Genomic DNA, 26793 nt, shown 5'->3' on the forward strand with positions numbered 1-26793 from the left:
TTTTATCCTGTTAAACCTAAGGTGATTAAGAGCATATCGATCATTTTGATGCCAATAAAAGGGATTATAAATCCACCTAATCCATAAATTATGACGTTATTTCGTAGGAGTTCTGCTGCAGGAAGGCGTCTATATTTAATCCCACGTAAAGCTAAAGGTATAAGAAGAACAATAACAATTGCATTAAAAATTACTGTGGACAGCACTGCCGTTTGTGGGGTTGCCAGGTGCATGATATTGAATACATTTAGAGCAGGATAAGTGCTCACAAATGCGGCAGGTAAAATGGCAAAATATTTAGCGATATCATTGGCCATACTAAACGTAGTCAGGGCTCCGCGTGTCATCAATAACTGCTTACCTATTTCTACTACTTCAATTAATTTAGTTGGGTTTGAATCCAGATCGACCAAATTACCTGCTTCTTTTGCTGCTTGTGTTCCTGAATTCATTGCAACAGCAACATCTGCTTGAGCAAGTGCCGGCGCATCATTTGTTCCATCACCAGTCATTGCGACTAAATGACCTTGAGCTTGTAGATCACGAATCAATTTAAGTTTGTCTTCGGGTTTGGCATTGGCTAGAAAATCATCTACTCCAGCCTCACCAGCAATTGAAGCTGCAGTTAGAGGATTATCTCCAGTTACCATAATGGTTTTAATGCCCATTTGCCTTAGTTGTGCAAAGCGCTCTCGAATACCCCCTTTAATAACATCTTTAAGACGAATGATGCCCAGTACTTTGGGACCTTCTGCAACAACCAGTGCAGTTCCTCCCTGGCGTGAGATAATTTCAACATTATTTTTCACATTTTTAGGAACATGCCCTCCTAACTGATTGATGTATTCTTCAATTGCTTCAGATGAACCTTTACGAATTTGTCGATTGCCAAGATTTGCGCCACTCATACGTGTTTGTGCTGTGAATGGAATGAATGTTGCCTGTAATGGGGCAAGAGTTCTGCCACGTAACTTATATTTTATTTTGGCAAGAATGACAATGCTTCGACCTTCAGGCGTTTCATCCGCAAGAGAAGCTAATTGAGCTGCATCGGCTAAATCTTTGATATCGACACCTTCTGCCGGAACAAATTCTGTTGCCTGTCGATTACCTAGAGTAATCGTTCCTGTTTTATCAAGTATTAAAATGTCGATGTCACCTGCCGCCTCAACGGCACGTCCTGATAAAGCAATGACATTGGCTTGAATCATTCGATCCATACCAGAAATACCAATTGCAGAAAGTAGCCCACCAATAGTTGTTGGGGCAAGACAAACAAAAAGAGCGACTAGAACCGTGATTGAAATGGCTGAACCCGATTTAGTTGCAGAAACACTGTAAATCGAAAAAGAGAGCAAGGTGCTACAGACTACCAAAAACACAATAGTTAATGCAGCGAGTAAAATAGTTAATGCAAGCTCATTAGGTGTTTTTTTTCTTTTTGCCCCTTCTACTAGAGTAATCATCCGATCTAGAAATGTTTCGCCCGGATTAGATGTGATGCGAATAATAAGCCAATCAGAAATGACCTGAGTGCCTCCAGTTACTGCACTACGATCTCCTCCACTTTCACGAATAACAGGCGCGCTTTCCCCTGTTATAGCGCTTTCATTAACTGAAGCAATTCCTTCTACAATCTCACCATCACTTGGTATGAAATCACCAGCTTCAACCAAGACCAGATCTCCTGCACGTAATTGTACGGATGGAATGATGGAGAATTTTGCATTTTTAGATGCCTTCGCCAATTTTTTAGCTTGAATTTCACGACGCGCTCGTCGTAGCTCTTGAGCTTGAGCTTTGCCGCGACCTTCTGCCATTGCTTCCGCAAAATTGGCAAATAAGAGTGTAAACCAAAGCCACAAACTAATAGCAAGAATAAAAAATGGTGGTGCTTCAGGTTTTCCTAGACATGCTTGTATAAAAAGAATCGTGGTGATAATTGAACTTATATAAACAGTAAACATCACTGGGTTTTTTATTTGAATATGAGGTGATAATTTGAAAAATGCGTCAATTACAGCACCTTTTATAATGTTAAAATCCCAAATAGAATGAGGTTTAGTACCCATATTTCCCCCAAAGCATCAAATGCTCCACGATAGGACCAAGAGCAAGGGCTGGTAAAAAGGACAACGCTCCCTGAATCATGGCAATATAAACTAATAAGGTCATAAAAAATGGTGTATGAGTGGCTAATGTACCTGAACTGTTTGGAATCCGCTTTTTCTTAACAAGTGAACCAGCAATCGCAAGAATAGGAATAGCAAGCCAATACCGGCTAATCAACATCATCACGCCACCGACAATATTATAAAAAGGTGTATTGGCATTTAAGCCTGCAAAAGCACTACCATTATTATTCCCCATCGAAGTAAATGCATAAAGCATTTCTGTAAAACCATGGGCACCAGGATTGGCTATGGAGCTTACCCCAATGTGGGTTACCGTAGCATAGGCAGTAGCTATGAGTACAATCAAAGGCATAATTAACACAGCAATGGAGGCCATTTTCATTTCATAAGGCTCAATTTTTTTGCCTAGGTATTCTGGAGTTCTACCAACCATAAGCCCTGCAACAAATACCGTGAGAATGATCTGCATTATCATCCCGGATAATCCTGAGCCAATACCTCCAAAACTGACTTCACCTAAATGCATCATCCATAAAGGAACTATCCCACCTAGAGGAGTATATGAATCCAGCATGGAGTTGACTGAACCGCTAGAGGAAGCGGTCGTAGCTGTTGCCCAAATTGCAGAGTTGACAATGCCAAAACGAGTTTCTTTGCCCTCCATGTTACCGGCAGGGTAAAATTCAGATTGAGCTGTGGTATCAATCCCCATTTGGTGAAATGCTGGATTGCCTGCTTGTTCGACAACAACTTCAAATATTAAGCATGGAACAAATAAAATGGACATGGTTATTAATATCGCCCAACCTTGTCTTTTATCACGAACCATGGTGCCAAACATAAAACAAAAAGCTGCAGGAATAAGCAAGATCGCTATCATTTCCAGAAAATTGGTCAATGGAGTGGGGTTTTCAAATGGATGTGCCGAATTCGTATTAAAAAAACCACCGCCATTTGTACCCAGTTGTTTGATGGCAATTTGCGATGCGACCGGTCCCATGGGAATGACCTGTTCTGTTATTGTTACAGGCGTTGTTTTAGGATTACCCTGGTTATCTAATACAGTTCGGCCTGTAACATCTTTTACAGGTTGTTGGTAGGTAAATGGGTGGGTGAGGTTAATTTTTTGAAAAGGTTTAAAATTCTGAATGACACCCTGTGAGCACAGAATAAGTGCAAAAATCAGTGACAAAGGCAATAAAATATAGAGTATTCCGCGTACTGTATCTACCCAGAAATTCCCCAAACTGTTACTTTCATGTTTTATGAGTCCGCGTATCAACGCAATTAATAAAGACATGCCCGTTGCTGCCGAAATAAAGTTTTGTACCGTTAACGCAAGCATTTGAGTTAAATAACTCATTGTTGTTTCACCACTATAAGCTTGCCAATTGGTATTAGTACTAAAGCTTATTGCGGTATTAAATGCAAGAGCGGGTGATGGGGAGGGAAATTCTTGAGGGTTCAATGGCAAATAGAATTGGAGACGTTGTATAAGATAAACAACCAGTAATCCAGCCAAGTTTAAGAAGAGCATGGCTGATAGATAGGTTTTCCATCCCATTTCTTCTTGAGTATGGATCCCGCAAATCTTATAGATTAGGTGTTCGAAGGGTCTTAATATAATGTCCAGGAAACAAGGACGGCCTTGATACACTCGTGCCATGTACCAACCTAACGGTTTTACAAGAAGCAACAAAAAGAACAGATAAAATGCGATTTGTAGAAAACCAGGTTTTGTCATAAGGGGTCCATCCCACATTTAAATTAAATCTATGGCTTAAAATAATTCGGGTTTGAATAATACAACTAACAAAAAGACTAATAAACCGAATGCGATTATTCCACAGCTTAAATACAAGCTCATGATTCACTCCTTGATAAATAATCATAGAATCTGATTAGTCCAAAGGACAAGCTGAAAAAGAATAGGACAAGCAGAATTAGTAAAAGATCCATTTGAGCCAAGTCCAGTTTATAAGTGTGTCTGTAATTATAATACTAACTGAAGCTTTAATTGTTGATTATAAAGATTATGCATAAAAAAAAATAGTCAAACCGATAATGAGTGATTAGGTAACGCTATTGATTTATAGAATTATAGCAGCAAATAAAAAGGGCGTATTATATTTAATACGCCCTTTTATGGAATTTGGGATAGACAGTAAGATTGAGTACAGTCCTTTTTTACCAAGGTGGACTCCTCTGGAGTGTTTAAGGCTTCTTAGTACTTGCTAAGCTTGCTCACCGCACTCTCAATCTGGCTCCCAAAGTAATAATGTTGGCTGAACAATGTGTACTGTCTATGGTTTTATGATAGGCCACTCTGATTATTAATGCCACATGATTTAGCAGGTTTTTTGCAAAGATTTCGTTAAAATTAAAAGCAGTTTAATTAGGTTATTGAATTAATGAAGAAAATGAAGTTCGGCGTTTATTAATAATCATGTAGTCTGGGGGCAGAGCAGCGAAACCTGGGTTTAGTCGCGGTGCGCCTCAGGCTACATGTCTTTAAGTTCTTGCTTAGCTTTGTCTTTTAATACCGAAAAAGGGAACGCCAATGTAGGGTCTTCTCGCCGTGTAGCTTCGAGGACTTTTTCCTGTTTGCAGGAATATTTGGGTATAGTAAAGTTTGCCTTGCTTGTCACGGGCAACCCCTATGCCAGTCAAGTTATAATTTCCTACAATATTTCTTCTGTGGCCTGGGCTTTTGACCCATTGACTGACTACAATTTCAGCTGTTTTGTAGTTGTATGCAACATTCTCAGCACCACCACCTGTATTTTTAATCTGTGAACGCAGTTTAGCAATACGTTTTCCAAAATCTTGATGACCAAAAGGCATACGATGATTGGCCATATCTTGAGAGTGTTGTTTGGCTTGAATTACAATATTGTTGTCCATTGTAAGCTTGGATAAGCCATGTTGCTGCCGGTATTTGTTAATATAAAATAAAACAGCATTTTGGATGGCGGTATCGCTTTCAACATGGTTAGCTGAAGAAGCGGCATAAGCATTGGGCAATAAGTTAAAAACAATCAAACTTAAAATAACTATTTTGGCTTTTAAAGACATAAGTATTCTCTTTGCATGAAAATAAAAATCGAGTGGAATAGTGACTAAAAAACTGTCATTTGTCTAGAGTTTATTTGTATCAGATAAGACCAAAATAAAAAAATAATAATCCATTTGATTTGAAAAATTTCTTTTCTCTTTTGAGAGCGAATTAGTGACTCAAATTTGCTATAGCATCCTTTAAGTCTTCGACCTCGCCGGAGTAATGAAAGTAAATTCGTTTTTTTGAACAGTCTATGATGCAGAGTGGTTCTTGAGGTTGATCACCAAACTGTTTAAATACCCAGAAAATTCCATCACTATGTTGGTTTTCTATTTCTTTTAATAAGTCCAGCATTTTATCGTTTACTAAGGCAGAATGAGGACAATTTAAACTGGATGCGCCGTGAGTTATTTTATAGGCGTAATGTTGTTCTTTCATGATAGTACTCCCTGCTACTGTTCAATAGAGAAGTAGATCCGTTTAGATTACATTATAGTCTATTGTAGCTTCGCTGCATCTGTCTCTTAGTCACAAATTGAAAATCTAGGGGAACATTTTTATAGATTTACAGACAAACCTAAAAGTACAGCATGTAGGGTTGGAATATTGGATAATTGTCCTCTTTTAGAATAGGTTTCAAAATGAAAATTGGGTCCATTGCCACTGAATATTCCTTGATATAATAAGTTTAGGTTGGCCAAAGCAGTAATTGGATAGCCAAAGCCTGCTTGTATCTCGCCGGCTAATTGAGAAATGTCATTAAGAGGAACCCGATCATCCCGCCAATGTCTGTAGGCAAGCCCACCTTTCAGTTGCGCAAAAAAAGAACTATTGCCCAGTGGATCGCTCTTGGATGTAATTAATAAATCCAATGTTGGGGCAAGGGTAGTTTGCATAGGAATCCATTTTTTCAGAGCATGAAAAGCTTCTTGGGGCATATTGAGTTTTATTCGGGTACCGGTTTGCAGCCCTAATTCCAAGCCCAAAGCTATATTGCCAGCAAGCATCATTTCATTGGCCAGCGCTAAACGTCCTATTGGAACATTTTTATCTCTTGAGGATGTTAACTCATAAGTACCTGTACCAGCACTTGCAGTAACAGACCAAGGTTGATCTTGTGATGTTAGTTTAGGGAAATAATCGCCAGCTATCGCATTAAATGATAATAAAATTCCTATTACAATTAATTTCATATGCCATATCCCTAATGAATTGTTCATAATCATACCTTTGCGTACCCTCAATCAGGATTTTCAGTTCCATCACTGCAAAAGCACCTATGGGAATATTAAACATAAAAAAACGGCAAGCACTTCTATTACGAGTTGACCGCCTTTTTATCAAATTTGGCGGAGAGAGAGGGATTCGAACCCTCGATACGTTGCCGTATACACACTTTCCAGGCGTGCGCCTTCGACCGCTCGGCCATCTCTCCAATTCGGGCAAGCTTATACAGGTCGGATAATAAAATCAACCCTGTATTGATCTAAATTTATAACTTATTCGTAACTTATGATCGTTATTGTATATACTATGAATAAATAAGATCTAAATATAGTTACTATTTAGTTAGATATTGTTTCTACTTTAGAAACAAAAAATCGTGAGCACGTTTTGTGAATAAAGGGATTAAATTATGATAATACGAACTTTTATTTTCATATTCAGTTTGATTTCTTCAAGCCCCCTTTGGGCAGAGATTACTTGTTATTACACTTTAGTTAAAGATAATTGTTGGACCAAATATGATGTATCTGTAGATATAATGGATGCCATAAGTGCCAAAACTTTAACAACAGTTACTGTGCCTATTGGAAAATCGTGGACACGTCAGACTTTCCCTTGTCAACCGGGTCAAAAATTAATGTATCGAGCTCGATTTTCTCCTATTTTTTGGCAAAGTGATGAAGGTAAAACGTATACTGCTAAAAATTATTGGTCTTTACCTAATACAATCAATCCTGGAGATTCAGCCTGGAACGTGACTGTTTGCTATGCCAGTGATTTTTCATTAGTCCCTCTTCCTCCTAATGCACCAGGTAATTGCAGTTGTAATTTTGATGATATTCCAGCAATACCGCCAAAAAAGATATAAATGGCATTATTTTTTATCTTTGTGTATGATTCTCAGTACAACATCAACTATTTTTTAGGAAATTTTTTTTCTTATCTTGTTGACGGAGCGGCTGATGATTACTCTTAGAAATAAAATTGGTCAAATGTTAGTTATGGGGTTTGATGGTTGCGATATACATGACAAAAGCCCTATAGCGGAATGGCTGTCTTCAGATGGATTAGGCGGTGTTTTGTTATTCGACCATGATGTTTCTACGAATTTATATGGTAAGAATTTAAAAAACCAGGCACAAATCAAACGGTTAACTCATCAACTCAATTATTATTACCATTCTGCAGAAGTAAATTTCAAAAATAACGATTTGCCCTTGTTAATTGCCATAGACTATGAAGGCGGAAGTATCGATCGTTTGTCTCGGATCGAGGGATGTATGCCGACTATGAATGCATATAACATGGCACAATTATCCCCTGATGCTTTGCAGGCTGAGTTGACACAAATGGCATTAACATTAAAGTCATTGGGTTTTAATCTTAATTTTGCTCCGGTTGTTGATTTACATTTGCAAGATCAGCAAGGAATTATAGGAAGTGTACAACGTAGTTTTTCCGCTGACCCTAATGAAGTAGTTCGATTGGCCAGAGCATTTGTGGATGTTTTCCAACACCAGGGTATTGCATGCTGCTATAAGCATTTTCCAGGTCATGGTAGTGCATTAGGTGATACCCATAAAGGGTTTGTCGATGTGACCAATGCCTTCCATAAGGATGAGTTGGTTCCTTATTATCAACTCGTGCGAGATACTCATCAACCAACTCTCATCATGACAGCGCATGTGGTGAATAAACAGTTGGATAATCAGGGGTTACCTGCAACTTTATCCCACGATATTTTAACCGGCTTATTGCGTAAGACCATGGGCTATGATGGAGTAATTATTGCAGATGACTTACAAATGCAAGCAATTACCGATCATTATTCACTTGAGGATGCTTTATCCCTGACAATCAATGCGGGTGCTGATATGCTCATTTTTGCAAATCAATTAGCCAAAATTACGGCGCCAGAAGTGATTAAGATGATTGAGCGTTTGGTATTTGAGCAAAGAATAAATCAAAAACGTATAGAGGAAGCTTATCGTCGAATCATCCGTTTAAAGCAACAGATCAATTGTCTTGAATTGATTGACTGATGGATCTGCAGATTTTAAAATCTCTTGACGAACATGCGCAATGTGTTAGAATATCTCTAATTGTGCAAAATTTGATCAAAAAATAAAAGGTTTTTATGGTAGCTCACTCGACACAAACGAATCATCGCTCAACTCTCGCTCATTTTAAACTCGTTTCTTGTTGTTGCTGTTAATTTAATCTTCTCATTTTTACTTTTTTGATTTTAAGGATTATTAACATGTGTGCCGCGCATCAACAAAAAAAACTAATTCTCAGCACCCCCGTGCTATATGCTTTAATGATTGGTTTAGGTATCGTCAGTGGGATGTCAAATATTGTTTTTTTCAAGGAGATAGGGTTATTAATCTCCGATTTATTTATTAAGCTGTTTAAATGCATTAGTTTGCCCATTATTTCTTTATCCATCATTGTTACTCTGGCTAACTACAAGACCGATGGATTCATGAAAAAAATTTGGCAGCGAACACTTAAGTATACTTTTTCTACGACCGTAGTGGCCGCAACGATTAGTTGTTTGCTTTACATTTTAATCCAACCCAGCTCCGTTCAGGTTAATTTGGATGCGCAAACAGTCAAATCAGCGAGTAGTTTAGGTTACTTGGGATACCTGGCAAATATTATACCTACCAATTTATTATCTCCTTTTCTGGAGCAGCAAGTAATAGGAGTACTGTTTTTAAGCATTATTATCGGCATTGCTGTGCGTCAAATCCCTGATGAAGAGTCTCGCGATACGCTTACGCGGTTTTTTCGTGGCGCACATGGCATGTTTTTAGTGATGACCCGTTGGATTATTACGATTATTCCTTTGGGATTGTTTGGTTTTATTACCTCAACGGTTGTTCAGTTGCGCTCAGGGATGGATATTAAAGGAATAGGTGAGTATTTATTAATTGTTGTTTTAGCGAATGTAATTCAAGGTTTTGTCGTCTTACCTTTATGGTTAAAAAGGAATAAGATTCAGCCTTTTTCAGCAATGCGCTCCATGCTTCCTGCCTTATCAGTAGCATTTTTCTCCAAGTCTTCGGTCGGGACATTGCCTGTCACGATGAATACTATAGAAAATAATTTACAAGTAAAACCATCCGTAAGTCGTTTTGTTTTACCTTTATGCACTAGCATAAATATGAACGGTTGTGCCGCTTTTATTTTTGCTACGGTCATTTATTTAATGCAAAATCATGGAATGCCGACTTCTTACGGCACAATGGTTTTATGGATATTTGTTGCTACTGTAGCTGCTATTGGAAATGCCGGCGTGCCCATGGGATGTTTCTTTCTAAGCATCAGTCTGTTATCAAGTATGAATGTTCCTATCGTCCTTATGGGCGTTATTTTACCCTTTTATGGTTTAATTGATATGCTGGAAACTGCTTTAAATGTTTGGTCTGATGCGTGTGTGACCAAAATTGTGAATGATAAAGCAATTGCCGAGGAGCAAGTTGAATTAAAAGCCACAAAGGTACCTGCATATGAGCCTGAGTTAGGTTAATAGTAAATTTTATAATCACTGTATCCTGGGTGAAGCGCAGCGTAACCCGGGACACCCATTCAAGAAAACCCGGGTTTCGCAGCGCTGCACCTGGGGTACAAACTAAAAACTCCGGGTTCGTTAATTTACGAAGCTATTTTTGAATTGTCTTCTTCATTGTCAATTTTTTCTGCTGGATTCAAGCATCTATGATTTTCATAGGGCTCGCAAAAGTGTGCAAAATATTGTTTAAAGTTCGAAACATATATTTCCTCATTTTCCATGAGAAAAATTTTTTCGGGTTGTAACTCAACATAATTTGAATCTCTTAAAACCGCTTTATAAATAGAGCTTGCATGAGAAGAAACCCATTTATCTAAAAAAGGAAATATTTTATTTGGATCAGTGGTGAAAAAATTTTGATAGATATCACTAAACAGTTTGTTTTTCATTTCATAATTGCTTTTGAAATAGAAGCTGCTATGGTCCTTTCGATATTCTGTAAAAGGAGGTCTATTAGGTCTTTTTTTCATTCCAGCGGCAATATCTAAGGAAATGATGAGACCTTTTGCAGACTCAATTGTGTATTGTGCACCTAACAAATTAGTACCGTTGTATTTGTTGAGGTAGGATTCTAAGTAACGAACGGCTTCATCACTTACCGGATCAAAATAACTACTGATGACGAATTGAGTTGCTAATTTAGTTTCAGGATTATAATAACAACTAATATAAATTGCATAAGTGAATTGTTCATTCGCTATATGTTGTACTAATATTTTATCAATTTGATTGTTCACCTCATCACAGGAGAGTTGCTGATTTTCTATATTTTTTTCCATACGAATAATTTGAGTCGGATAATCAATGCTGCGAGAGAACGACTTATTTTGTTTTAAATGGTCTGTTTCATTAGAGTATGTGATGACCTGACTGTTTTTATTATCCGGATTTTGTGAAATGGTCAATGTGATAACATCATCATTGGTTTGGCTGAAAACGGATAGTGGTATTAAAATGAGAGGAACAACCAAGTAATTAACTTTCATAAAAAAACTCCTTTTTAGTCAGCCCAGTATTGCATCCTGCAAGATAAAAATTGTGACTGGGTTATTTTGAGTATAGATGAGTGGATGAAAATTATTCTCCATGTTCATTCTTTTGGTTTGAATTTTTCAAAGTGATGTGATCCAAAATACAATTGTTTATTTGCTATACTTTTTTTCATAAAGGGCATAAAAAAGACACTCACCTGGAAAAAAGGATAATTCATGCAAAAATTATATGGGACTATTGTTTGGTTGATTGCAACCTTGTTTGTTGTTTATTCTTTTTGTTTGAACACTGCGGCAGCAGTATTTTCAGAACCAATAAAAAACACACTAAGTGCTAGCGATTATGGCGTATCCATTGCAACCGGCGCATTTATTTTAGGCTTTGCTTGCATGCAAATTCCCGCTGGTTATTTGCTTGATAAATTTAATCCAAGAATTGTAGTCAGCGGGGGAATTTTATTACTGGCCTTAGGGAATATTTTTATCTCTATTGCGGGTAGCTTGACAATTTTTACATTTGCAAATTTCATTCAAGGAATAGGTGCTTCTTTTGCATTTGTTGCCGCGGCAGTTTTGATTTCTCAATGGTTTTCCGCACAGTTTTTTCCTGTATTATTTGGTTTGACCCAAACACTTTCATGTATTTTAGCTGGGGTTCTTCATTATTATTTTAAAGTAGAGTTGATATCGCATACATGGAGTGAACTGTATCAATGGCTCTCGATTTTTGGTCTGATTTTATTTATTTTATCTTCTATCCTTGTTCGTTCCCCTCCTGGTTTCGTAAGAGATAGTTCGATTTCATTAAAAAAATCATTAGCGGTTGTTTTTAAAAACAAACAAATTGTACTGTGTTCCGTTACTGCAGCAATGTCGTTTGGTGTTTTACTTGCTTATGCGAGTTTATGGTTCATGCAAATTCAAAACTACTATTCAGTCGATATTCTGCAATCAATTATGATTAGCGGATTGATTTTTGCAGGGATTGGTATTGGCACCCCATTAATGGGTTGGTTTTCCAATACAGTCAAATCAAGAATTATGGTAATACACATTACTTTAGTCACTGGAACCATGGCCTTATTACTGGGAATTTATCTTCCTCACTATGGCACCAATTCATTTATCATTACTAAAATAGTTTCATTTCTGATTGGCTTTTTACTTTCAGGCTCTATGCTTTTTTATACGATGGTCAGTGAAATTTCATCAGACAGTACCCGTGGTGTGGCCATTAGCGTATTAAATACGGCAGTTTTTCTATTTAACACCCTTTTATTGTTCATCCCTTATTTATTTGTTACTGCTGCATCCAAAGACTTTTTTACCTATTTGTGGATATTACCATTTTGTACACTGTCCTCAATTTTGCTGATTTATTTTATTAAGGACACGAACCCTGAATAACATGGAGATTTTTATGAGTGATAAAACAGCTTATAGAGGTGCAATTTTTTATTTTAAAGACACGGCTACCATTGAAAATCTTCCTGATAATAAGAAAGAAAAACAATCAGAGCAAGAGTGTCAATATGTTTACATCGAGGATGGCATATTGGTTGTTGAAGCAGGGAAGATTGTTGATGTGGGGAGTTATGATGTTTTAAAGAATAAAATAGATGGGGTAAAACTGGTTGATTATAAAAATAAGATAATTACTCCTGGATTTATTGATACTCATCAACATGCTACGCAAAGCGCAATTGTTGCCGCCTATGGTGAAAAACTGTTGGAGTGGTTGGAAGACTATGTATTTCCTGCGGAGAGTGTTTATAGTGATAGGGCGAGTGCAACAAAAGATTTAAATTTCTTTCTTGATTATCTTTTAAGAAATGGAACTACAACGGCTGTATCTTACGGACCATTATTTTATGAGGCAACTGATATATTTTTTGCAGAGTTACAAAAAAGAAACATGCGTTTTGTAACCGGCAATATTTTGATGGATGAAAATGCTCCTGATAAACTGAGATTAACAACACAGGAGAATTATGATAATTGTGTTCGTTTGATCGAAAAATGGCATAATAAAGGCCGTTTATCCTACTGTATTTCGCCGCGGTTTGCTTTAGCGTGTTCTGAGCAAATGCTGGAGTTGTGTGGTTCACTTAAAAAAGCACATCCTGATTGTTATATTCAAACGCACCTGGATGAGAATCTGAATGAAATTGCTGCAGTAAAAAAAATTTATCCCTGGAGCAAACATTATCTGGATGTTTATGACCATTTTGGTTTGGTAACGGACCGAAGTGTATTTGGTCATTGCATTCATACAACAGATGAAGAGCTGGAGCTGTTTAAAAAATCGGGAGCGATTATTTCCTGGTGTCCTTTGAGTAATAACTTTTTAGGTAGTGGCTTATTCAACTTTGCAAGAGCCTTCAGATATACCAATAAAATCACTTTAGGGACTGATTGGGGGGCTGGAAATTGTCTTTCAATGTTTGCTGTTTTAGATGATGCGTATAAGGTTTCCATGTTAAATAGTGTGAAATTACCTAGTATGATGCGTTGGTATATGGCGACTTTGGGAGCTGCAAAAGCATTACAATTGGATGATAAAATTGGTACATTCAAGCCCGGCAAGGAAGCTGATTTCATTGTGATTGATCCTGATGCTACAACCTATCTGAAATATCGCCGTGAACGAGTCAATGATATTTTCGAGTTGTTGTTTATTTTGATGGCTTTGGGATCTGAAGATAATATTAAAGCAACCTACATTATGGGTAAGCCGGCGTACATTGGGGGATGTTGATATTTGCTTTACTCGCTTGATGATTTTTTCTGGTGAGATTTTAATGATGTTTCACAATGAAGTGAAACATCATTAATCGAGGTGATAAAGAGTAAATTTTTAGGATATTAAACAAGAACTACTGCCGCTGCATAACTTATCCTCGGGCAATGCGATAGGTGCCCTGTTTGTTCTAGGAGCTGCAGCTGGCTTATGGAACGCATACTGGTTTCGCCCTGGATTGCCAGCTGGATTTCCTTGTTGATTAGTGGGCTCGGCCTCTGAGCGCGCGTGAATAGCGGGCGTTTCAGTAGCAAGAGTTTGTTTGTCAACATCAACCTCAACCTCTTTTTCTGGACTATTGTCTTCAAAAGGCTTAAGATCACTTTCTTCATCCGAGGCGTCAACAGATGAATCACTATCGCTAAAGTCATCAGTACTCGCGTCAAGCTCTTTTTCTCGACTATCGTCTTCAACAAGCTCAAGAGCACTTTCTTCATCCGAAGATTCATCAGATCTATCACTAAAGTTAAGATTACCAATGTTAGCTTCTTTTTCTCGGCCATCGTTTTCAACAAGCTCATGATTTTTGTATTTAACCAAGTAATCAACTGGCATATCACTAAAAGCATTAGTATACCCATCAAGAAACTGCTTGAAGTCAACATCATATGTCATTGCAATTGATTTTGCTTGTTCTAATACAGGTAGTACAGAATTAAATTCTTGTTGTAATGTTTCTATGGCATTATCACTGAGTTCAATGTGTTGTTGGCGTAAAATTTCTATTGCTTCAAATAAAGATGGATCTTTATAGGGGGAATCAGGATGAACATTAATGAACAGTATAATGCGATCGCCATCCTCAATATACTCGGGTTGTTGATATCCTTGAAACCATCGATTTATTTCATTATGACTATGATTCTTTTTGGCAAAAGCAAGCTTGGCTCTGGGTTCACCACTAGAGTTATCAGTAAAATAGCTAAGTGGAGACAAATTGTTGCTGGATTCTAATTCTTTTTCTGTAGAGAGTTCTTCGTTCGTGTCAACTGCTTCCGTATATTCTACAATGTGATCAATTTCCCGTGCTGCTAAATTGAGGGCAATGTATTCGCCTGTTTGGATTGCTGTTTCTAAAGCCTTAACTTGTTCTTCGAACTTATAATTATTTTCTAACACAATATCTGTATGTTGTTCATTTGAAATTGGTTTCAAGGAATTAGCGATTTCATCGTGAGCCCACAAATCGTTTAACATATTATTAACATGTTCAGGATAATTAGAATAAGGTTCGCCAGTTCCTTCGATAGATGCCATTAAAGTAACATCATCACCTGCATACCTATTCATGCGTAAGGTGACGTTTTTAGGGATCATATGCGGATATTTTGTAAAAAACTCCTTTGCACGACCCATTAAGATCTCGTACCTGTCGTCAAAGAAATCAAAGATAATTTCTTCATTAGGATGATCTGCTGCTGCTTTTTGCATTTGTGCGAATAGCAGCGATACTTTATATTCTTCGCCAGGACATGTAGCATGCTCATATTGAGTTGTATCTTGCATAAAGTTACCGGCCTCAATTTCTTGCATAATTAAATTATAAGAAGTTCCGAAAGGAAGATTTCCAGTCACATCAGCCAAAAGAAACGGATCAAATGTAATATTCAGATCAGCACATACTGTTTTAATCGCAGGACAACATGAACCTTTAAATGCTTTTTGAGGACCCATGTTCAATTGATCAGTCTCATAGGATTGCCTATTGGAGCCGATCAATGCAACCACATTATCAAATGCTGCATTTTCTCTTTTGATTTGCTCTAAAAATCTTCTATTGTGGACTAGAACGGCATCTCCTAAATGCTTAGTGAACTCGAAATGTTCTGCTTGAGCGTAACTTGGATTAAATAAACACCCATCAAAGTCAAACGATAAATAACGTATTTTCATTTTAAAACCTTTTATAAAAATTAATTAGTTAAATTTCAATTGAGATAGGATTTGATGGTCCCTTTATAATCCAAATTACAACGCTTGGTTAGTACTAGGATGTCGATACCACTGGAATGTCATTCATGAGTTTTTATGCCGCTGCTACTTGGGGGTAGCCGATACAAAAAGCACTGATTAACTTAAATATCTATCTCAACATGAAATCTGCTTATTGATTTAGTTAACTAAGTTTACCAGTCCTCCATTCAGTACAGACAACTGCTGTAATTTGCTTCATGAAAGTCAAAAAATTGCTTGTTATCTGATGAATAATTGAATAATGATTAATCTGATATTTTAATGAACTTTTCTTAAGGCAATATTAAATAAGAAAAAATTTTTTTTTCAACGAATTGCCTCAAATTATCTGTTGCCCATTTCCAATAAAAAGCTTAATAAACGGGGTAAAAAGAAAAGCTTATGAGCTAACTTTATTATTGGAGTCGCTTAAATGATTTGGCTTGCTACTGCTAAGATGTGCTTTATGCGTTTAAAAAAAACTCTGCCTCCCTGGTTCCCGAAATATTACAAATATTAAGAGGGTTCATTAGACGAAGTATCAGCGAAATTGCTGGCAATGATTGATCATTTACTAAGACTCTATAAATTCTGCTATGGAAGAGGCTCAAATGAAACGAAGTTAGGAAGTCCTTTAAGAAAATATATTAAGATTAGTACAAACTATTGAGACACGAGCCAAGTTGGTTTTATGGAAGCAGATACTCTGGCATGCCGCTAATGGGTGATTTTGTGTGGTCTATTTCGATGATCGATATTTTTAGTAGCTGGACAGAAATGCGAGCTACTTGGCGTAAAGGGGGGATGGGTGACAAAAAACCATAAAATTTATACGTTCACGTCGTTATAAGACAGATGATAATCCATATTTTGAGTAAAAAATAATAATTTGATGACAAAATTGGCACATTTAAGCCCGGTAATAAGCTGATTTTATTGTGATGGTTTTGGGATCTGAAGCTAATATTAAAGCAACCATACATTATGGGTAACCCGGTGTATATTGGAGAGAGCTGATATTTGTTTGATGATTTTTCCTGGTGGGATTTTAATGATGTTTCACAATGAGGTGAAACATCATTAATCGAGGCGATAAAGAGTAAATTTTTAGGATATTAAACAAGAACTACTGGCGCTGCAAAACGTATCATCGGGTAATGCCATAGGGGATCTGTTTACTCTATTAACTGCAACTGGTTTATGGAACACATGCTGATTACGTCCCAGATTGCCTTGTTGATTAGCCGGTTCTGCCTCTGGGCGCGGGTGAATAGTGGAAGTTTCAGTAGCAAGAGTTTGTTTGCCAGCGTCAACCTCTTTTTCTGGACCATTGTCTTCAAGAAACGCAAGATCACTGTCCTCATCTGAGGATTCATCAGACGTAACACTAAAGTCGTAAGTATCAATGTCAGATTCTTTTTCTGTAGCAAGTTCTTCAATATTATCAATAGATTCGGTACATTTGGTAATGTATTCACCCTTCTGTATGGCTGATTCCAAAGCCGTAGCTTGTTCTTCAAGTTTATAAAAGTTTTCTAATATATTATCTATATGTTCTATTGAAAATAGTTTCATGGACTCAGCGAATTTATCCAGATCCCACAAATGGCCTAACATATACTTAACATGTTCAGGATAATTTAAATAAGGTTCGCCAGTTCCTTGAATAGACGCCATTAAAGCAACCTTAGCGCCTCCATACAAATGCAGGCGTAAGCTTACATTTTTAGGAATCATATGCGGATGTTTTGTAAAATATTTGTATAAATAACAAACTAAAATATCATACCTGCCGTCAACGAAATCAAAGATAATTTCTTCATTAGGATGATCTGCAGCTGCTTTTTGCATCTGTGCAAATAGGAGCGTTCTTTTGGTTTCATCCATAGTACATGTAGCATGGTTTTGTTGAGGATTCTTGAGATAGGTATTGTCAGCAATTTCTTGCATGATTAACTTATAAGAAGTTCCATAAGGCAGATTTCCAGTCACATCAGCTAAAAGAAATGGATCAAATGTAACATTCAGATCAGCACATACTGTTTGAATGGCCGGACAACATGAACCTTTAAATTTGTTTCCATAACCCATATTAGAATAATCATATTCATAGGATTGCCTATTGGATCCGATCAAAACAACCACCGTATCAAATGCAGTATTTTCAATTTTTAGTTGATCTAAATATGCTCTATTGTGGATTAGAATCGCATCTCCTAAATGCTTTGCGAGACCTAAATCGGATTCTTGAATGTACTTGTGATTAAATAAACACTCATCAAATTCAAACGATAAATAACGTATAGCCATTTTTATACCTTTTATGAAAAATTAATTGGTTAAATTTTAAATTGAGATAAGATTGATGGCTGAAATATAATTCAAATTACAACGCTTGGTGAGTAATAGGAAATGCCAACCACTGGAGGGTTATTCATGAGTATTATGTCTCTGCTACTTGAGCTAGCAGATACAAAAAGCACTGATTAACTTAAATATCTATCTCAACACGAAATATGCTTATTGATTTAGTTAACTAAGTTTACCAGTCCTCCATTCAGTAGAGATAACTTCTGTAACTTGCTTCATGAAACTTAACAAGTTGCTTGTTATCTAACGAATAAGTGAATAATGATTGAGCTGATACTTTTACGATCCTGTCTCACGGAAATATTAAGTGAGATAAATTCTTTTTTCAAATTTTTTTTATCCTTTGGCGACACCTTTCATTGAGGCAATAGGCAGCACAAAAACAAAATTATTATATAATAAATCAATTAGTTAACGTCCATGAAGTTTTTTTTAGACAAGATTTGATCTTGAAATGAGTACAGATTTTTCAATTTCACATCGGACAGAGAGGGATTGTCAGGTATGGTCATTGATGACGAGTTGTGGCCACGTTTAGAAAAATTACTTCCAAAGCCTAAAGGGCGACATGGTAAAAAGGATCGGTTATTCATGGAGGCAATATGTTGGATGCTTCGTTCTGGTGCTGCATGGCGTGACTTGCCACAGGACTATGGCAATTAGAAAAGTGTTTATAATCCTTATAGCAACAGATCTAAAAAAGATTATATCGCCGCAATATTGGCGGAATTAAAAAAAGATGGCGATCACGAATGGCCCATGCTTGATGGGTCGATTATAAAAGTGCATCAAGATGCAATGAGAAGCAGTTACGGTCTACCCGCTCGAAGAGGGTACCAAAGATGTCTCTCAGCATCAGTGCAGTTCTTCCGTAAATTACGGCTCGTTATCTTAGCATAGATTTGTCCATTTCCCTCTCCCGCGAAGGGCATCATCATACTATCAAAGTTCCTATCGCGGGAGAGGGGGCTGTTCGATGTGAAATTGAAAAATCTGTGGTCAATTCAAGATTAAATCTTTTCTAAAAAAACTTCAGGGACCTTGCCTAATAAAAGCTTAATTTTTCTATGATACTATGTGTATATATTTTAATCAAACTGGAGTGGAGATGAAAATATTTGACTTGCTCGGTAAACTGGTAAAATCTAAAAACAAACCGATGGAAAAATTGAAGTTGAATGGTGACTTAGCCATATTACCCCTGGAAATTCTAAAAGAAATAGTATCTTATCTTGATTTAAAATCTGTACTAAATTTACGTACTTTGTCCCAGGAGCAATTAGAAAAAATTAACCTCCTTTTAAAAGATGAAAAAATTTCAAGAAAATTGGGCATAGTTAGCGAAGATATGCAGGGTTTGTTTGCAGTCGGTCAAAACGTACAATGTGTCAAGTTCAAATCCTCTGATTTTTACACAATTACCCCGAGTACTAAAGCCATAAAAAAATCATTTCAATCGAACTTGACCTTATTTAAAGACCGGTCAGAGGCTACAAAGTATATGGATGAGCGGAAAATTGGAACCGAGCGAGAAAATGTGGCAGCCAGCAAACCATATCTTGCTCTTGTCACCGTGAAAAAGCCCAATACCTTATTTAAAGTCAAGAAACAGGATGACACAAACAATGCATTGACGGTCACCAGTTCTCAGGAAATAAGTGACAAACTCAAATTTGTCGGTTAAGCCAAAGTCAATCGATGGGTCTTGAATATAAACTAAGGCCCATTCCAATTGACGCGTGATGGCCTGAAATTGCATTGGCCTTATAGATTATTTAAAAATAAACCTCAACTACCGCACTAGCCATTAAGGGCAAGTGAACGAGGCGAAGGAGTGTACATAATAGTGCGTAACTGAAGCCAAGTGAACTTGCAACGCCGAATAAAACTTAGTAGGCATTGCTATAACTGATTTGTATCAAAGTAATAGTAGTCGCTTATCTTATATACAAATAAGACAAATGTGATAATATTTAATCCGGAAAAAACTGGTGAATTTTACTGCAAGTGTTTTCTGTGCTGAATTGACAAGTATTTGTAATTTGAACGCTGATACAGGCTACAAATACTTGTCAATTTAACATGCGAACTCTTTATACGTTGCCACTGTTTTTTCCAGGTTAATGCATTTATGGAGCTTGAGTCAGTTCATATCCGCGGACAGGCTTTATTTTTATATATTTTTAATTTTAGGGAATGAAATGAGCAAAATATACGCAATTGTTAACCCAGCCTACACCAAATCAGGTGATAGTTTTACTGATTTGGCTTCTTATCTAATTTCTCCGTTTCACGCAGTGGCATATGAACATGTTTGTGGTTATTCATTAGGCCATGAACTCGTTTTTTCTGAAACGCTTGAAGGTGCTAAAAAGATTTTAGAAGATGGAATCAAGGGTGCAAAGTTGGATGCTAAAAAGGCGATTCAAAAAGCTGTTCTTGAGTTGGAGACCGATGAAAAAGGAGAGATCACTGGATTTAGCAAGATTTATACTGTTAATTTTGAGAAACGCTTTGAACAGGCTGAAGATAATTTTTTTAAGGGAGTTCGAATTCCTAAATGGAGTGAGCGTGCAATTGATGCTAAAAAAGATGCTACACCAGATGCGCTTGCTGAACTGTTCATCCAGTATGAGCGAAGTAAACAAGCAGTTACTGAACATGTTTCGATGTAAAAACATTATATCCTAGCCTGAGTGCTGTAAAACGTAGCTCAGGGTTTCCTGAGCTACGGATCTTGCTTTTAGCCAAATTATCAGTTTAGATTTTATCTGGTAAAAAACCTCCAGCTTGCATTTGCCACATGTGACTGTAATGACTTGGTACCTTGATCAGTTCCTCATGCGACCCATCTTCAATAATGCGACCTTTATCAAAGACCAGAATGCGATCCATTTCCGATAAGGTAGAAAGACGGTGCGCAATGACAATAGTTGTTCTATTTTGCATTAACAAATGCAAACCATCCTGAATCAATTTCTCTGTCAATGAATCCAAAGCGGATGTCGCTTCATCCAGAATCAAAATGGGTGCATTTTTTAGCATAGCTCTGGCAATGGCAATGCGCTGTCGTTGCCCACCTGATAATTTAATCCCACGTTCGCCAACTAACGCATTGTATTGTTCAGGAAGTTGTGAAATAAATTCATGACAATGTGCTTTTTTTGATGCAGAAATAACTTCCGCATTCGTTGCATCAATGTGGCCATAACGAATATTCTCCATGAGCGTGCGATGAAATAAAGTCACATCCTGCGGAATCATAGCAATGTTTTCGCGCAATGATTCTTGGGTAACATCGCAAATATTTTTTCCATCAATCAAAATTTGTCCTGATTCCACATCAAACAAACGCAGAATCAGATTAACAAAAGTGCTTTTTCCGGATCCAGATAAGCCTACAAGACCAATCTTTTGTCCTGGCTCAATGACCACGGATTTATTTTTAAAAAGATGCGCACCTTCGTCATAGTGAAAGCTCACGTTTTTAAATTCAATCCGGCCTTGAGTGACAGTTAATGGTTGTGCCTCGGGTTTATCAGTAATCTCATGTGATTCTGAAATCAAGGTTAGGGCTTGCCTGCATTTTCCCAACTCTTCTGCAAACAATACAAATTGACTTGCAAGATACCATAAATTATAAAAAATGCTGATTGATAAGGAGATAATAAAACTAAAATCACCGATTGAGACTTGATTTTTACTGTACATATCTACCAGCATATATAAATTGGTGGCAATCAGTACGATAATGCTTATGTCCCAATAAGAACGCATTTTCAAGATAGTCCATTGCATGGTCTGATCTTTATCTGTGGTTTCTTGGGCTGTATTGCGAATTAACTGATTTTCAAAAGCCGCTCTGGAAAACAATCGTATATTGGTGATATTGCTTATACTATCAACAATTTTTCCTACCAATGTTGTTTTACTGGTCGCAAATAAATTAGACAAGTCTTGAACTGGTTTGAAATAAACCATCGCAATTCCCAAAAAGACAATAGCCCAAATAAGTAAAATCAAGGCAAATACAGGATGTACAAGCAGCATGCTGATGATCGCAATGATGAGGCCAACGACTTGGGCTGCTGCATCATCAATCGTTGTAAAAATCGCTATAGTTCCTGAGGTCATATCAGAGATTTTATTAGATAAACTGCCCGCAAAGTTATTTTGGAAAAAGCGATGCGAATGCTGATTCAAATAGGCAAACATATTATTTACCAAGTCAAAGCGAATGTAGGGAAATAATTTTAAGCGGAACCAATCTGAAAGACGCATATCAATAGCGATCAGGATCCACAAAGTAATGTATAAGATCACATAGGGTTTTATCGCATCAAATACAGCTGATTTATCGCCTGAGAATGCAGCAACCTTATCAATAATAAGTTTTAGCACATAAGGTGAAAGGGTGTTATTAATTCCCCAATACACAGCGGTAAATAATAATCCAATAACATAAACGCTGTAAGGTTTTAGCAGACTCAGGAAAAATTTGCTTAGTAAAATGTCTTTTTTATTCATATCTTTACTCGGTTATAGGCACAACTATAATAAATTTAATAATCCATTTTTAATTTCATACCTGTACGTTATTTGAATCGCGTTCAAAAAATCAGAATCGTGCGAAATAACAATCATTGCACCTGGATAATCTTTGAGTACCTGAATAACATGAGCCCGTGTTTCTCGATCCAGGTTATTTGTTATTTCATCCAAAATAAGTAACTTGGGCGTAATTGCGGCAATTTGCGCCAAGGACAGTCGGGCTTTTTCTCCACCCGATAAAGTAGAAACCAACGCATCAACTTCTTCATTTTTCCGAAATAAAAAATCATTCAGATGCTTCCTGATTTCGGTATAGGATTTGTCACTGAAGAAACAACTTATAATCTCCCATACCGACTTATCTGCAGGTAATGTGTTGTAGTGTTGATCAAGGATGCCGATTTCATGGGGATGAGGTACGATCCAGGTTCCTTTTTTTATTACAGACTGATTATCCAATATGGCTTTAAGTAAGGTGGATTTACCTGATCCATTATCACCATAAATTGCAATCCGTTCCCGAGCTCTTATTGAGAAACTCAATGCGCTTAGAATCGAATTATTTTCATTATAACCGACAGCCCCATTACTCACCGTGACTAAAGTCTCATTCGTATCTACTGCATGAATAGCAAATTTAGGGTAAATGACTTCAGGGACGTACAGTTCTGATAAACGCTGAGTCAATTCCTGTTTTTTGTGATTGATAGCACTTTTTTTGCGGCCTGAAGTCTCTTGTGCATTTCTTGCTTTGCTCTGCGAAACAATCGTAGGCCATTTCCTCTGCTGAATGTGTTTTTCTCCTTGAACTCTACTGCTTTTGGCTCGTGACTGTTCTCTCATCATATCCGCATGTATTTGTTTTTTCTGACGAGTCAACTCTGCAATTTCACCCTCAATTGCACTACGCTGAATAGTGGTTTCTCGTAAGTAGTCCTCATAACATCCTGTAAAAACATGTACTTCGGCTTGATCGATATGCCAAATTGTATCTACAGTGGTTTGCAGTAATTCAATATCATGAGTCACTATAATCAAGGTTTTTCTATAATCAGCAAGCATTCTCATCAAAGAACGGCGATTGTTACGATCCAGGTGGTTGCTGGGTTCATCGAGCATTAAGAGATCTGGAGCAGATGCTAATGCTTGGGTTAATAATTTATGAAAACGTTGACCTCCACTTAATGAATCAAATTCTTCAATAACTTGTGGGACATAGCCGATGTTTAATTCTTTAGGAAAACGGATGTCACCATCAGTTGGCTCAAGTAATCTCGCAAGCAATTTTAATAGGGTTGATTTTCCGGAGCCGTTGCGTCCAATAATCGCAATGCGATTGCCATAGGAAATTTGACCGCTAAAGTCCACAAAACATGTTTTATGGGGAAAAGAAAGACTAAGATGTTTAAATTGAATTGGCTGATGCATCATGTAACTCACTTAAGTAGTTTAATGGGCAGTTTGTGTGACTGCTTTCCGTCATTGCCCAGTGCTTAGGGCGTACTTAAGAGATTATGTCCATGATGTGTTTAAGCCTCTTTGGTGATGTGCTTGTTTGATATTGGGTACAATTGTAACCGATTGCATGATTATCTGTCAACAATCGAGAAAATCCAGCAGAGGAGGGGGATTTTAGATTGTTTCTTCCAGATGAGGGATAAGTTCTTTGCAATGTCTCATGACTCTTTGTTCTTCTGGGGGTAATTGTAAATAATCACCATATTGTTGAATAAGAAATGTTTCTGCATTTTGAGGAATATTAAGTTCTTTCGTTTCAAAGGCAACACGTTGCAAAGGATATACTTCATCTTTTTTAATTAAATTTCTTCCTACACAATTATAACCGCGTCCTATGTAAGGGCTTTGACTGCTATTCGCTCGATGAATGATTTTTTGCAAACAAAACTCAAGCAAGTTTTTGGGCAAAAATGAGGCTATAGCCTTATACAGTACGGGATAGTGTCCTATTTTTACTTTACTGTATTTGGTGCTTAACAAACGGGAGAGCTTTTTAGCATAAAATTTATATCGTTTACGTTGTTTTGGATCTATTGGCATGCTGTCATAGACAAAAACATCAATAAATATACCTTGAATGTAAGGTTCATTACCTTTTTCATGTTTTTCGATAAAGCGGCTGGTACGATCTCTGATTTTTAAAGGAGTAGCCATATTAAAATAGCCTGGATCGCTATGAATTGTTTGCAGCCACATCCAGTCAGGAATTTCTGCTGGTGCGACACGGAGAAATTGCTCATAACTGGCACGCGGCATGGCAATATCCACATCGTCATCCCAGGGGATAAAGCCTTGATGACGAACTGCTCCTAAAAGAGTTCCTGCATCAAGCCAGTAGTCCAAACCATGTTTAAGGCAGATAGAATCCACCACTTCAAGCATGGCAAGCATCTTCAATTGGGCTTGGCGTAGCCTGCCATCATGAAATGCTGTTTCCGCAGAATAAGGATTTGGAATCTTCGTTAATGTCATGAGCTTTCTTCTAAAATGACAACAAAAGCTATCTTAGCAAAATAATTCAAAATCATTAACTATAATGAAACAAAAACTTGGATAAAATTGATTTAATGAAGCAATACCTGGATCACTTGAATAAATCACTGAACTTGTTGTGTGTTGTTGGTAATATTCACTAGTAAATTGAAATTTATTAAGCCTGATGGGGAGAAGTCATGGTGCAGTTATTTACTGATGTCGGTCCAATGTTGATTCAATATAGAGAAGCAACTCCTCAAGGCCGACAAGCCATGATGCAGGATAAAATTGCAGGGCTTAAAATGCTTTCTGGACAAATTACCCATAATAATCAAGCAAAAAATCATTATAAAACACTAGCTTATGCGGCGACATTTATTAACTATGCTGATGTGTTACAACGTATAGAAAATCAGCAGTATTTTGATGTTTTATTAGATTTCTATGGTATGGAGATGGATGAAGAATTAAGTTTCTGGTTTGAGTTTGGTACCACTCCAGGTCAAATGAGATTGAAACAGCCACTCTCTGAATATAAACCAGAGATTTGGGAAAAATTTCGTACGGCTCAAAAAGCACATTTGGAGAAAACCAACAAAACCCATCTTTTTAATCTGGATCAGCTCGATATTTATCATCCTCCTGCGAATCAATTGTATCCTATTCAAATTCAAATGGGAGGAAAACTTGAGAATGAGGCAGTAGATAGAATCAACATTGATGCGCATGGGCGCATTCGGTTTGCGCAACATTATGGATTTTATATTTTGCCTGGTGGTGGGATGATTGAAATCACTAAGGTTGCCAAAATTGATGTTTTGGAACGCAAAATGTTGGAAGAGCATTTAGAAGAGGAACATGCAAATCTCTATATAAAGGCCGCTGAATTATATGATCAATTAAATCCGGATGATTTTAATGCTGCATTAACTAAAGCATGTTCAAGTAAGCAAGCTCAATCTTTGTCTTCAGAGCTTCGCAGTTGGTTGCAGAAACAAATTTCAACGAAACAAAAAAATGCTATTTGCTTACAAAAGATTGTTGCTGAACTCGATCGCCAAATAGAGGTGGCGAAGAAGAATATGCACGGTTTTTCTGAGAAATATACTCAAGAAGAACAAGTAGAAAATTTGCATATGCTTAAGTCGCTTATTGAATTACGTGCTATTGTTCAGGTACAACCTTTTGAATTAACTCCATTATTTGCTGAAGCTTTTGAGTACATAAAGAGAAACACTATTTGTGTTGATATTCAGCAATATTTGGATACTCGGGTACTTGGTGGTTCGCAACTATCTCACTGTTTCATCATGAGAGGGATTCCTCTAGAAGATTGGTTTTCTGCAAAGTTTAATGGGATTGATGGTGAGTTTGGCGATGATATTTCAGGAGCCGCAATTGAACTCATGACGTTACTTGAAGCGTTAGGCAAGTTTAGGAAAATCAAATTTTCTCATATATTGCTTGCATTGGCTGCTTATGAGGAATGTCTTGATAATGGAACATTACGGGTAGAAAATATCTGGAATGAGGTGCAATTTGAACGCTCTCGTCAAATAATGCTTGCAGAGGCTATTAAGTTTTTAGGATAGTTAACTACGATCCCATTATAATGTTATGAATTTTTGTCATTCTTG

The 26793-nt window shown here is 37.1% G+C and carries 21 protein-coding genes, 1 tRNA gene and 1 other RNA gene; 9 read left to right on the plus strand and 14 right to left on the minus strand.

The window, feature by feature from the left end:
* Window positions 1–2: 2 nt before the first annotated feature.
* The 8 genes from kdpB to ELY20_RS03285 all read right to left on the minus strand — a co-directional run bounded on the left by kdpB (window position 3) and on the right by ELY20_RS03285 (window position 6628).
* A complete protein-coding gene (gene kdpB, locus ELY20_RS03250) occupies window positions 3–2072 on the minus strand; it encodes a potassium-transporting ATPase subunit KdpB (RefSeq protein WP_110143081.1) in 2070 nt (689 codons plus the stop codon).
* Window positions 2062–3879: a potassium-transporting ATPase subunit KdpA gene (gene kdpA, locus ELY20_RS03255; protein WP_110143238.1), complete on the minus strand. Its 1818-nt coding sequence runs from the start codon at window positions 3877–3879 to the stop codon at window positions 2062–2064. The genes kdpB and kdpA overlap by 11 nt, the downstream gene beginning before the upstream one ends.
* Window positions 3880–3915: 36 nt before the next feature.
* A complete protein-coding gene (locus ELY20_RS17135) occupies window positions 3916–4002 on the minus strand; it encodes a potassium-transporting ATPase subunit F (RefSeq protein WP_199739192.1) in 87 nt (28 codons plus the stop codon).
* A 288-nt stretch (window positions 4003–4290) separates the two neighbouring features.
* Window positions 4291–4443: non-coding RNA, 6S RNA (gene ssrS, locus ELY20_RS03265), on the minus strand.
* Window positions 4444–4658: 215 nt separating this feature from the next.
* Complete coding sequence (locus ELY20_RS03270) at window positions 4659–5210, minus strand: CAP domain-containing protein (protein WP_110143079.1); 552 nt, start codon at window positions 5208–5210, stop codon at window positions 4659–4661.
* Between the two features lie 151 nt (window positions 5211–5361).
* Entirely contained in the window at window positions 5362–5631 is a 270-nt protein-coding gene (locus ELY20_RS03275) for a hypothetical protein (RefSeq protein WP_110143078.1), read from the minus strand.
* Window positions 5632–5750: 119 nt separating this feature from the next.
* Window positions 5751–6386, minus strand: coding sequence for a hypothetical protein (locus ELY20_RS03280; RefSeq protein WP_110143077.1), 636 nt, complete (start codon window positions 6384–6386; stop codon window positions 5751–5753).
* Window positions 6387–6540: 154 nt separating this feature from the next.
* Window positions 6541–6628 (minus strand) — tRNA-Ser (locus ELY20_RS03285).
* Between the two features lie 201 nt (window positions 6629–6829).
* On the opposite strand from ELY20_RS03285, the gene ELY20_RS03290 reads away from it, so the two are divergent.
* The 3 genes from ELY20_RS03290 (at window position 6830) to ELY20_RS03300 (ending at window position 9955) form a co-directional block, all read left to right on the plus strand.
* Window positions 6830–7288: a hypothetical protein gene (locus ELY20_RS03290; RefSeq protein WP_110143076.1), complete on the plus strand. Its 459-nt coding sequence runs from the start codon at window positions 6830–6832 to the stop codon at window positions 7286–7288.
* Between the two features lie 94 nt (window positions 7289–7382).
* Entirely contained in the window at window positions 7383–8462 is a 1080-nt protein-coding gene (locus ELY20_RS03295; protein WP_110143075.1) for a glycoside hydrolase family 3 protein, read from the plus strand.
* Window positions 8463–8680: 218 nt separating this feature from the next.
* Window positions 8681–9955: a dicarboxylate/amino acid:cation symporter gene (locus ELY20_RS03300; RefSeq protein WP_110143074.1), complete on the plus strand. Its 1275-nt coding sequence runs from the start codon at window positions 8681–8683 to the stop codon at window positions 9953–9955.
* A 125-nt stretch (window positions 9956–10080) separates the two neighbouring features.
* Here the strand turns inward: ELY20_RS03300 and ELY20_RS03305 are convergent, their stop codons facing one another.
* On the minus strand, window positions 10081–10983 hold the full coding sequence (locus tag ELY20_RS03305) for an Lpg0189 family type II secretion system effector (RefSeq protein ID WP_110143073.1): 903 nt from the start codon (window positions 10981–10983) through the stop codon (window positions 10081–10083).
* Between the two features lie 222 nt (window positions 10984–11205).
* On the opposite strand from ELY20_RS03305, the gene ELY20_RS03310 reads away from it, so the two are divergent.
* Both ELY20_RS03310 and guaD read left to right on the plus strand, forming a co-directional pair.
* Entirely contained in the window at window positions 11206–12396 is a 1191-nt protein-coding gene (locus ELY20_RS03310) for an MFS transporter (protein WP_110143072.1), read from the plus strand.
* Window positions 12397–12409: 13 nt separating this feature from the next.
* Window positions 12410–13747 (plus strand): guanine deaminase, encoded by a 1338-nt coding sequence (gene guaD / locus ELY20_RS03315; protein ID WP_158618856.1) that lies wholly within the window; start codon window positions 12410–12412, stop codon window positions 13745–13747.
* Window positions 13748–13846: 99 nt separating this feature from the next.
* Here guaD and ELY20_RS03320 read toward each other — a convergent pair whose 3' ends face one another.
* Entirely contained in the window at window positions 13847–15682 is a 1836-nt protein-coding gene (locus ELY20_RS03320; protein ID WP_110143070.1) for a hypothetical protein, read from the minus strand.
* Between the two features lie 1167 nt (window positions 15683–16849).
* Entirely contained in the window at window positions 16850–18052 is a 1203-nt protein-coding gene (locus ELY20_RS03325) for a hypothetical protein (RefSeq protein ID WP_110143069.1), read from the minus strand.
* A 564-nt stretch (window positions 18053–18616) separates the two neighbouring features.
* On the opposite strand from ELY20_RS03325, the gene ELY20_RS03330 reads away from it, so the two are divergent.
* The 3 genes from ELY20_RS03330 (at window position 18617) to ELY20_RS03345 (ending at window position 20787) form a co-directional block, all read left to right on the plus strand.
* Window positions 18617–18775 (plus strand): transposase, encoded by a 159-nt coding sequence (locus tag ELY20_RS03330; RefSeq protein ID WP_110143068.1) that lies wholly within the window; start codon window positions 18617–18619, stop codon window positions 18773–18775.
* Window positions 18776–19220: 445 nt separating this feature from the next.
* Complete coding sequence (locus tag ELY20_RS03340) at window positions 19221–19796, plus strand: F-box protein (protein WP_158618857.1); 576 nt, start codon at window positions 19221–19223, stop codon at window positions 19794–19796.
* Between the two features lie 517 nt (window positions 19797–20313).
* Window positions 20314–20787, plus strand: coding sequence for a hypothetical protein (locus ELY20_RS03345; protein WP_110143066.1), 474 nt, complete (start codon window positions 20314–20316; stop codon window positions 20785–20787).
* A gap of 85 nt (window positions 20788–20872) precedes the next feature.
* On the opposite strand, the gene ELY20_RS03350 is transcribed toward ELY20_RS03345, so the two are convergent.
* The 3 genes from ELY20_RS03350 to ELY20_RS03360 form a co-directional block, all read right to left on the minus strand.
* The gene (locus tag ELY20_RS03350; protein WP_110143065.1) at window positions 20873–22639 is read right to left on the minus strand and encodes an ABC transporter ATP-binding protein; all 1767 of its coding nucleotides are present in this window, start codon (window positions 22637–22639) and stop codon (window positions 20873–20875) included.
* Between the two features lie 24 nt (window positions 22640–22663).
* Window positions 22664–24094, minus strand: coding sequence for an ATP-binding cassette domain-containing protein (locus ELY20_RS03355; protein ID WP_199739186.1), 1431 nt, complete (start codon window positions 24092–24094; stop codon window positions 22664–22666).
* A gap of 201 nt (window positions 24095–24295) precedes the next feature.
* On the minus strand, window positions 24296–25153 hold the full coding sequence (locus tag ELY20_RS03360) for a LicD family protein (protein ID WP_110143064.1): 858 nt from the start codon (window positions 25151–25153) through the stop codon (window positions 24296–24298).
* A gap of 200 nt (window positions 25154–25353) precedes the next feature.
* Between ELY20_RS03360 and ELY20_RS03365 the strand changes: the two genes are divergently transcribed.
* Window positions 25354–26748 (plus strand): protein kinase family protein, encoded by a 1395-nt coding sequence (locus tag ELY20_RS03365; RefSeq protein WP_110143063.1) that lies wholly within the window; start codon window positions 25354–25356, stop codon window positions 26746–26748.
* The last annotated feature ends 45 nt before the right edge of the window (window positions 26749–26793 follow it).

This window comes from Legionella qingyii, assembly GCF_003990155.1.
Classification (GTDB): domain Bacteria; phylum Pseudomonadota; class Gammaproteobacteria; order Legionellales; family Legionellaceae; genus Legionella; species Legionella qingyii.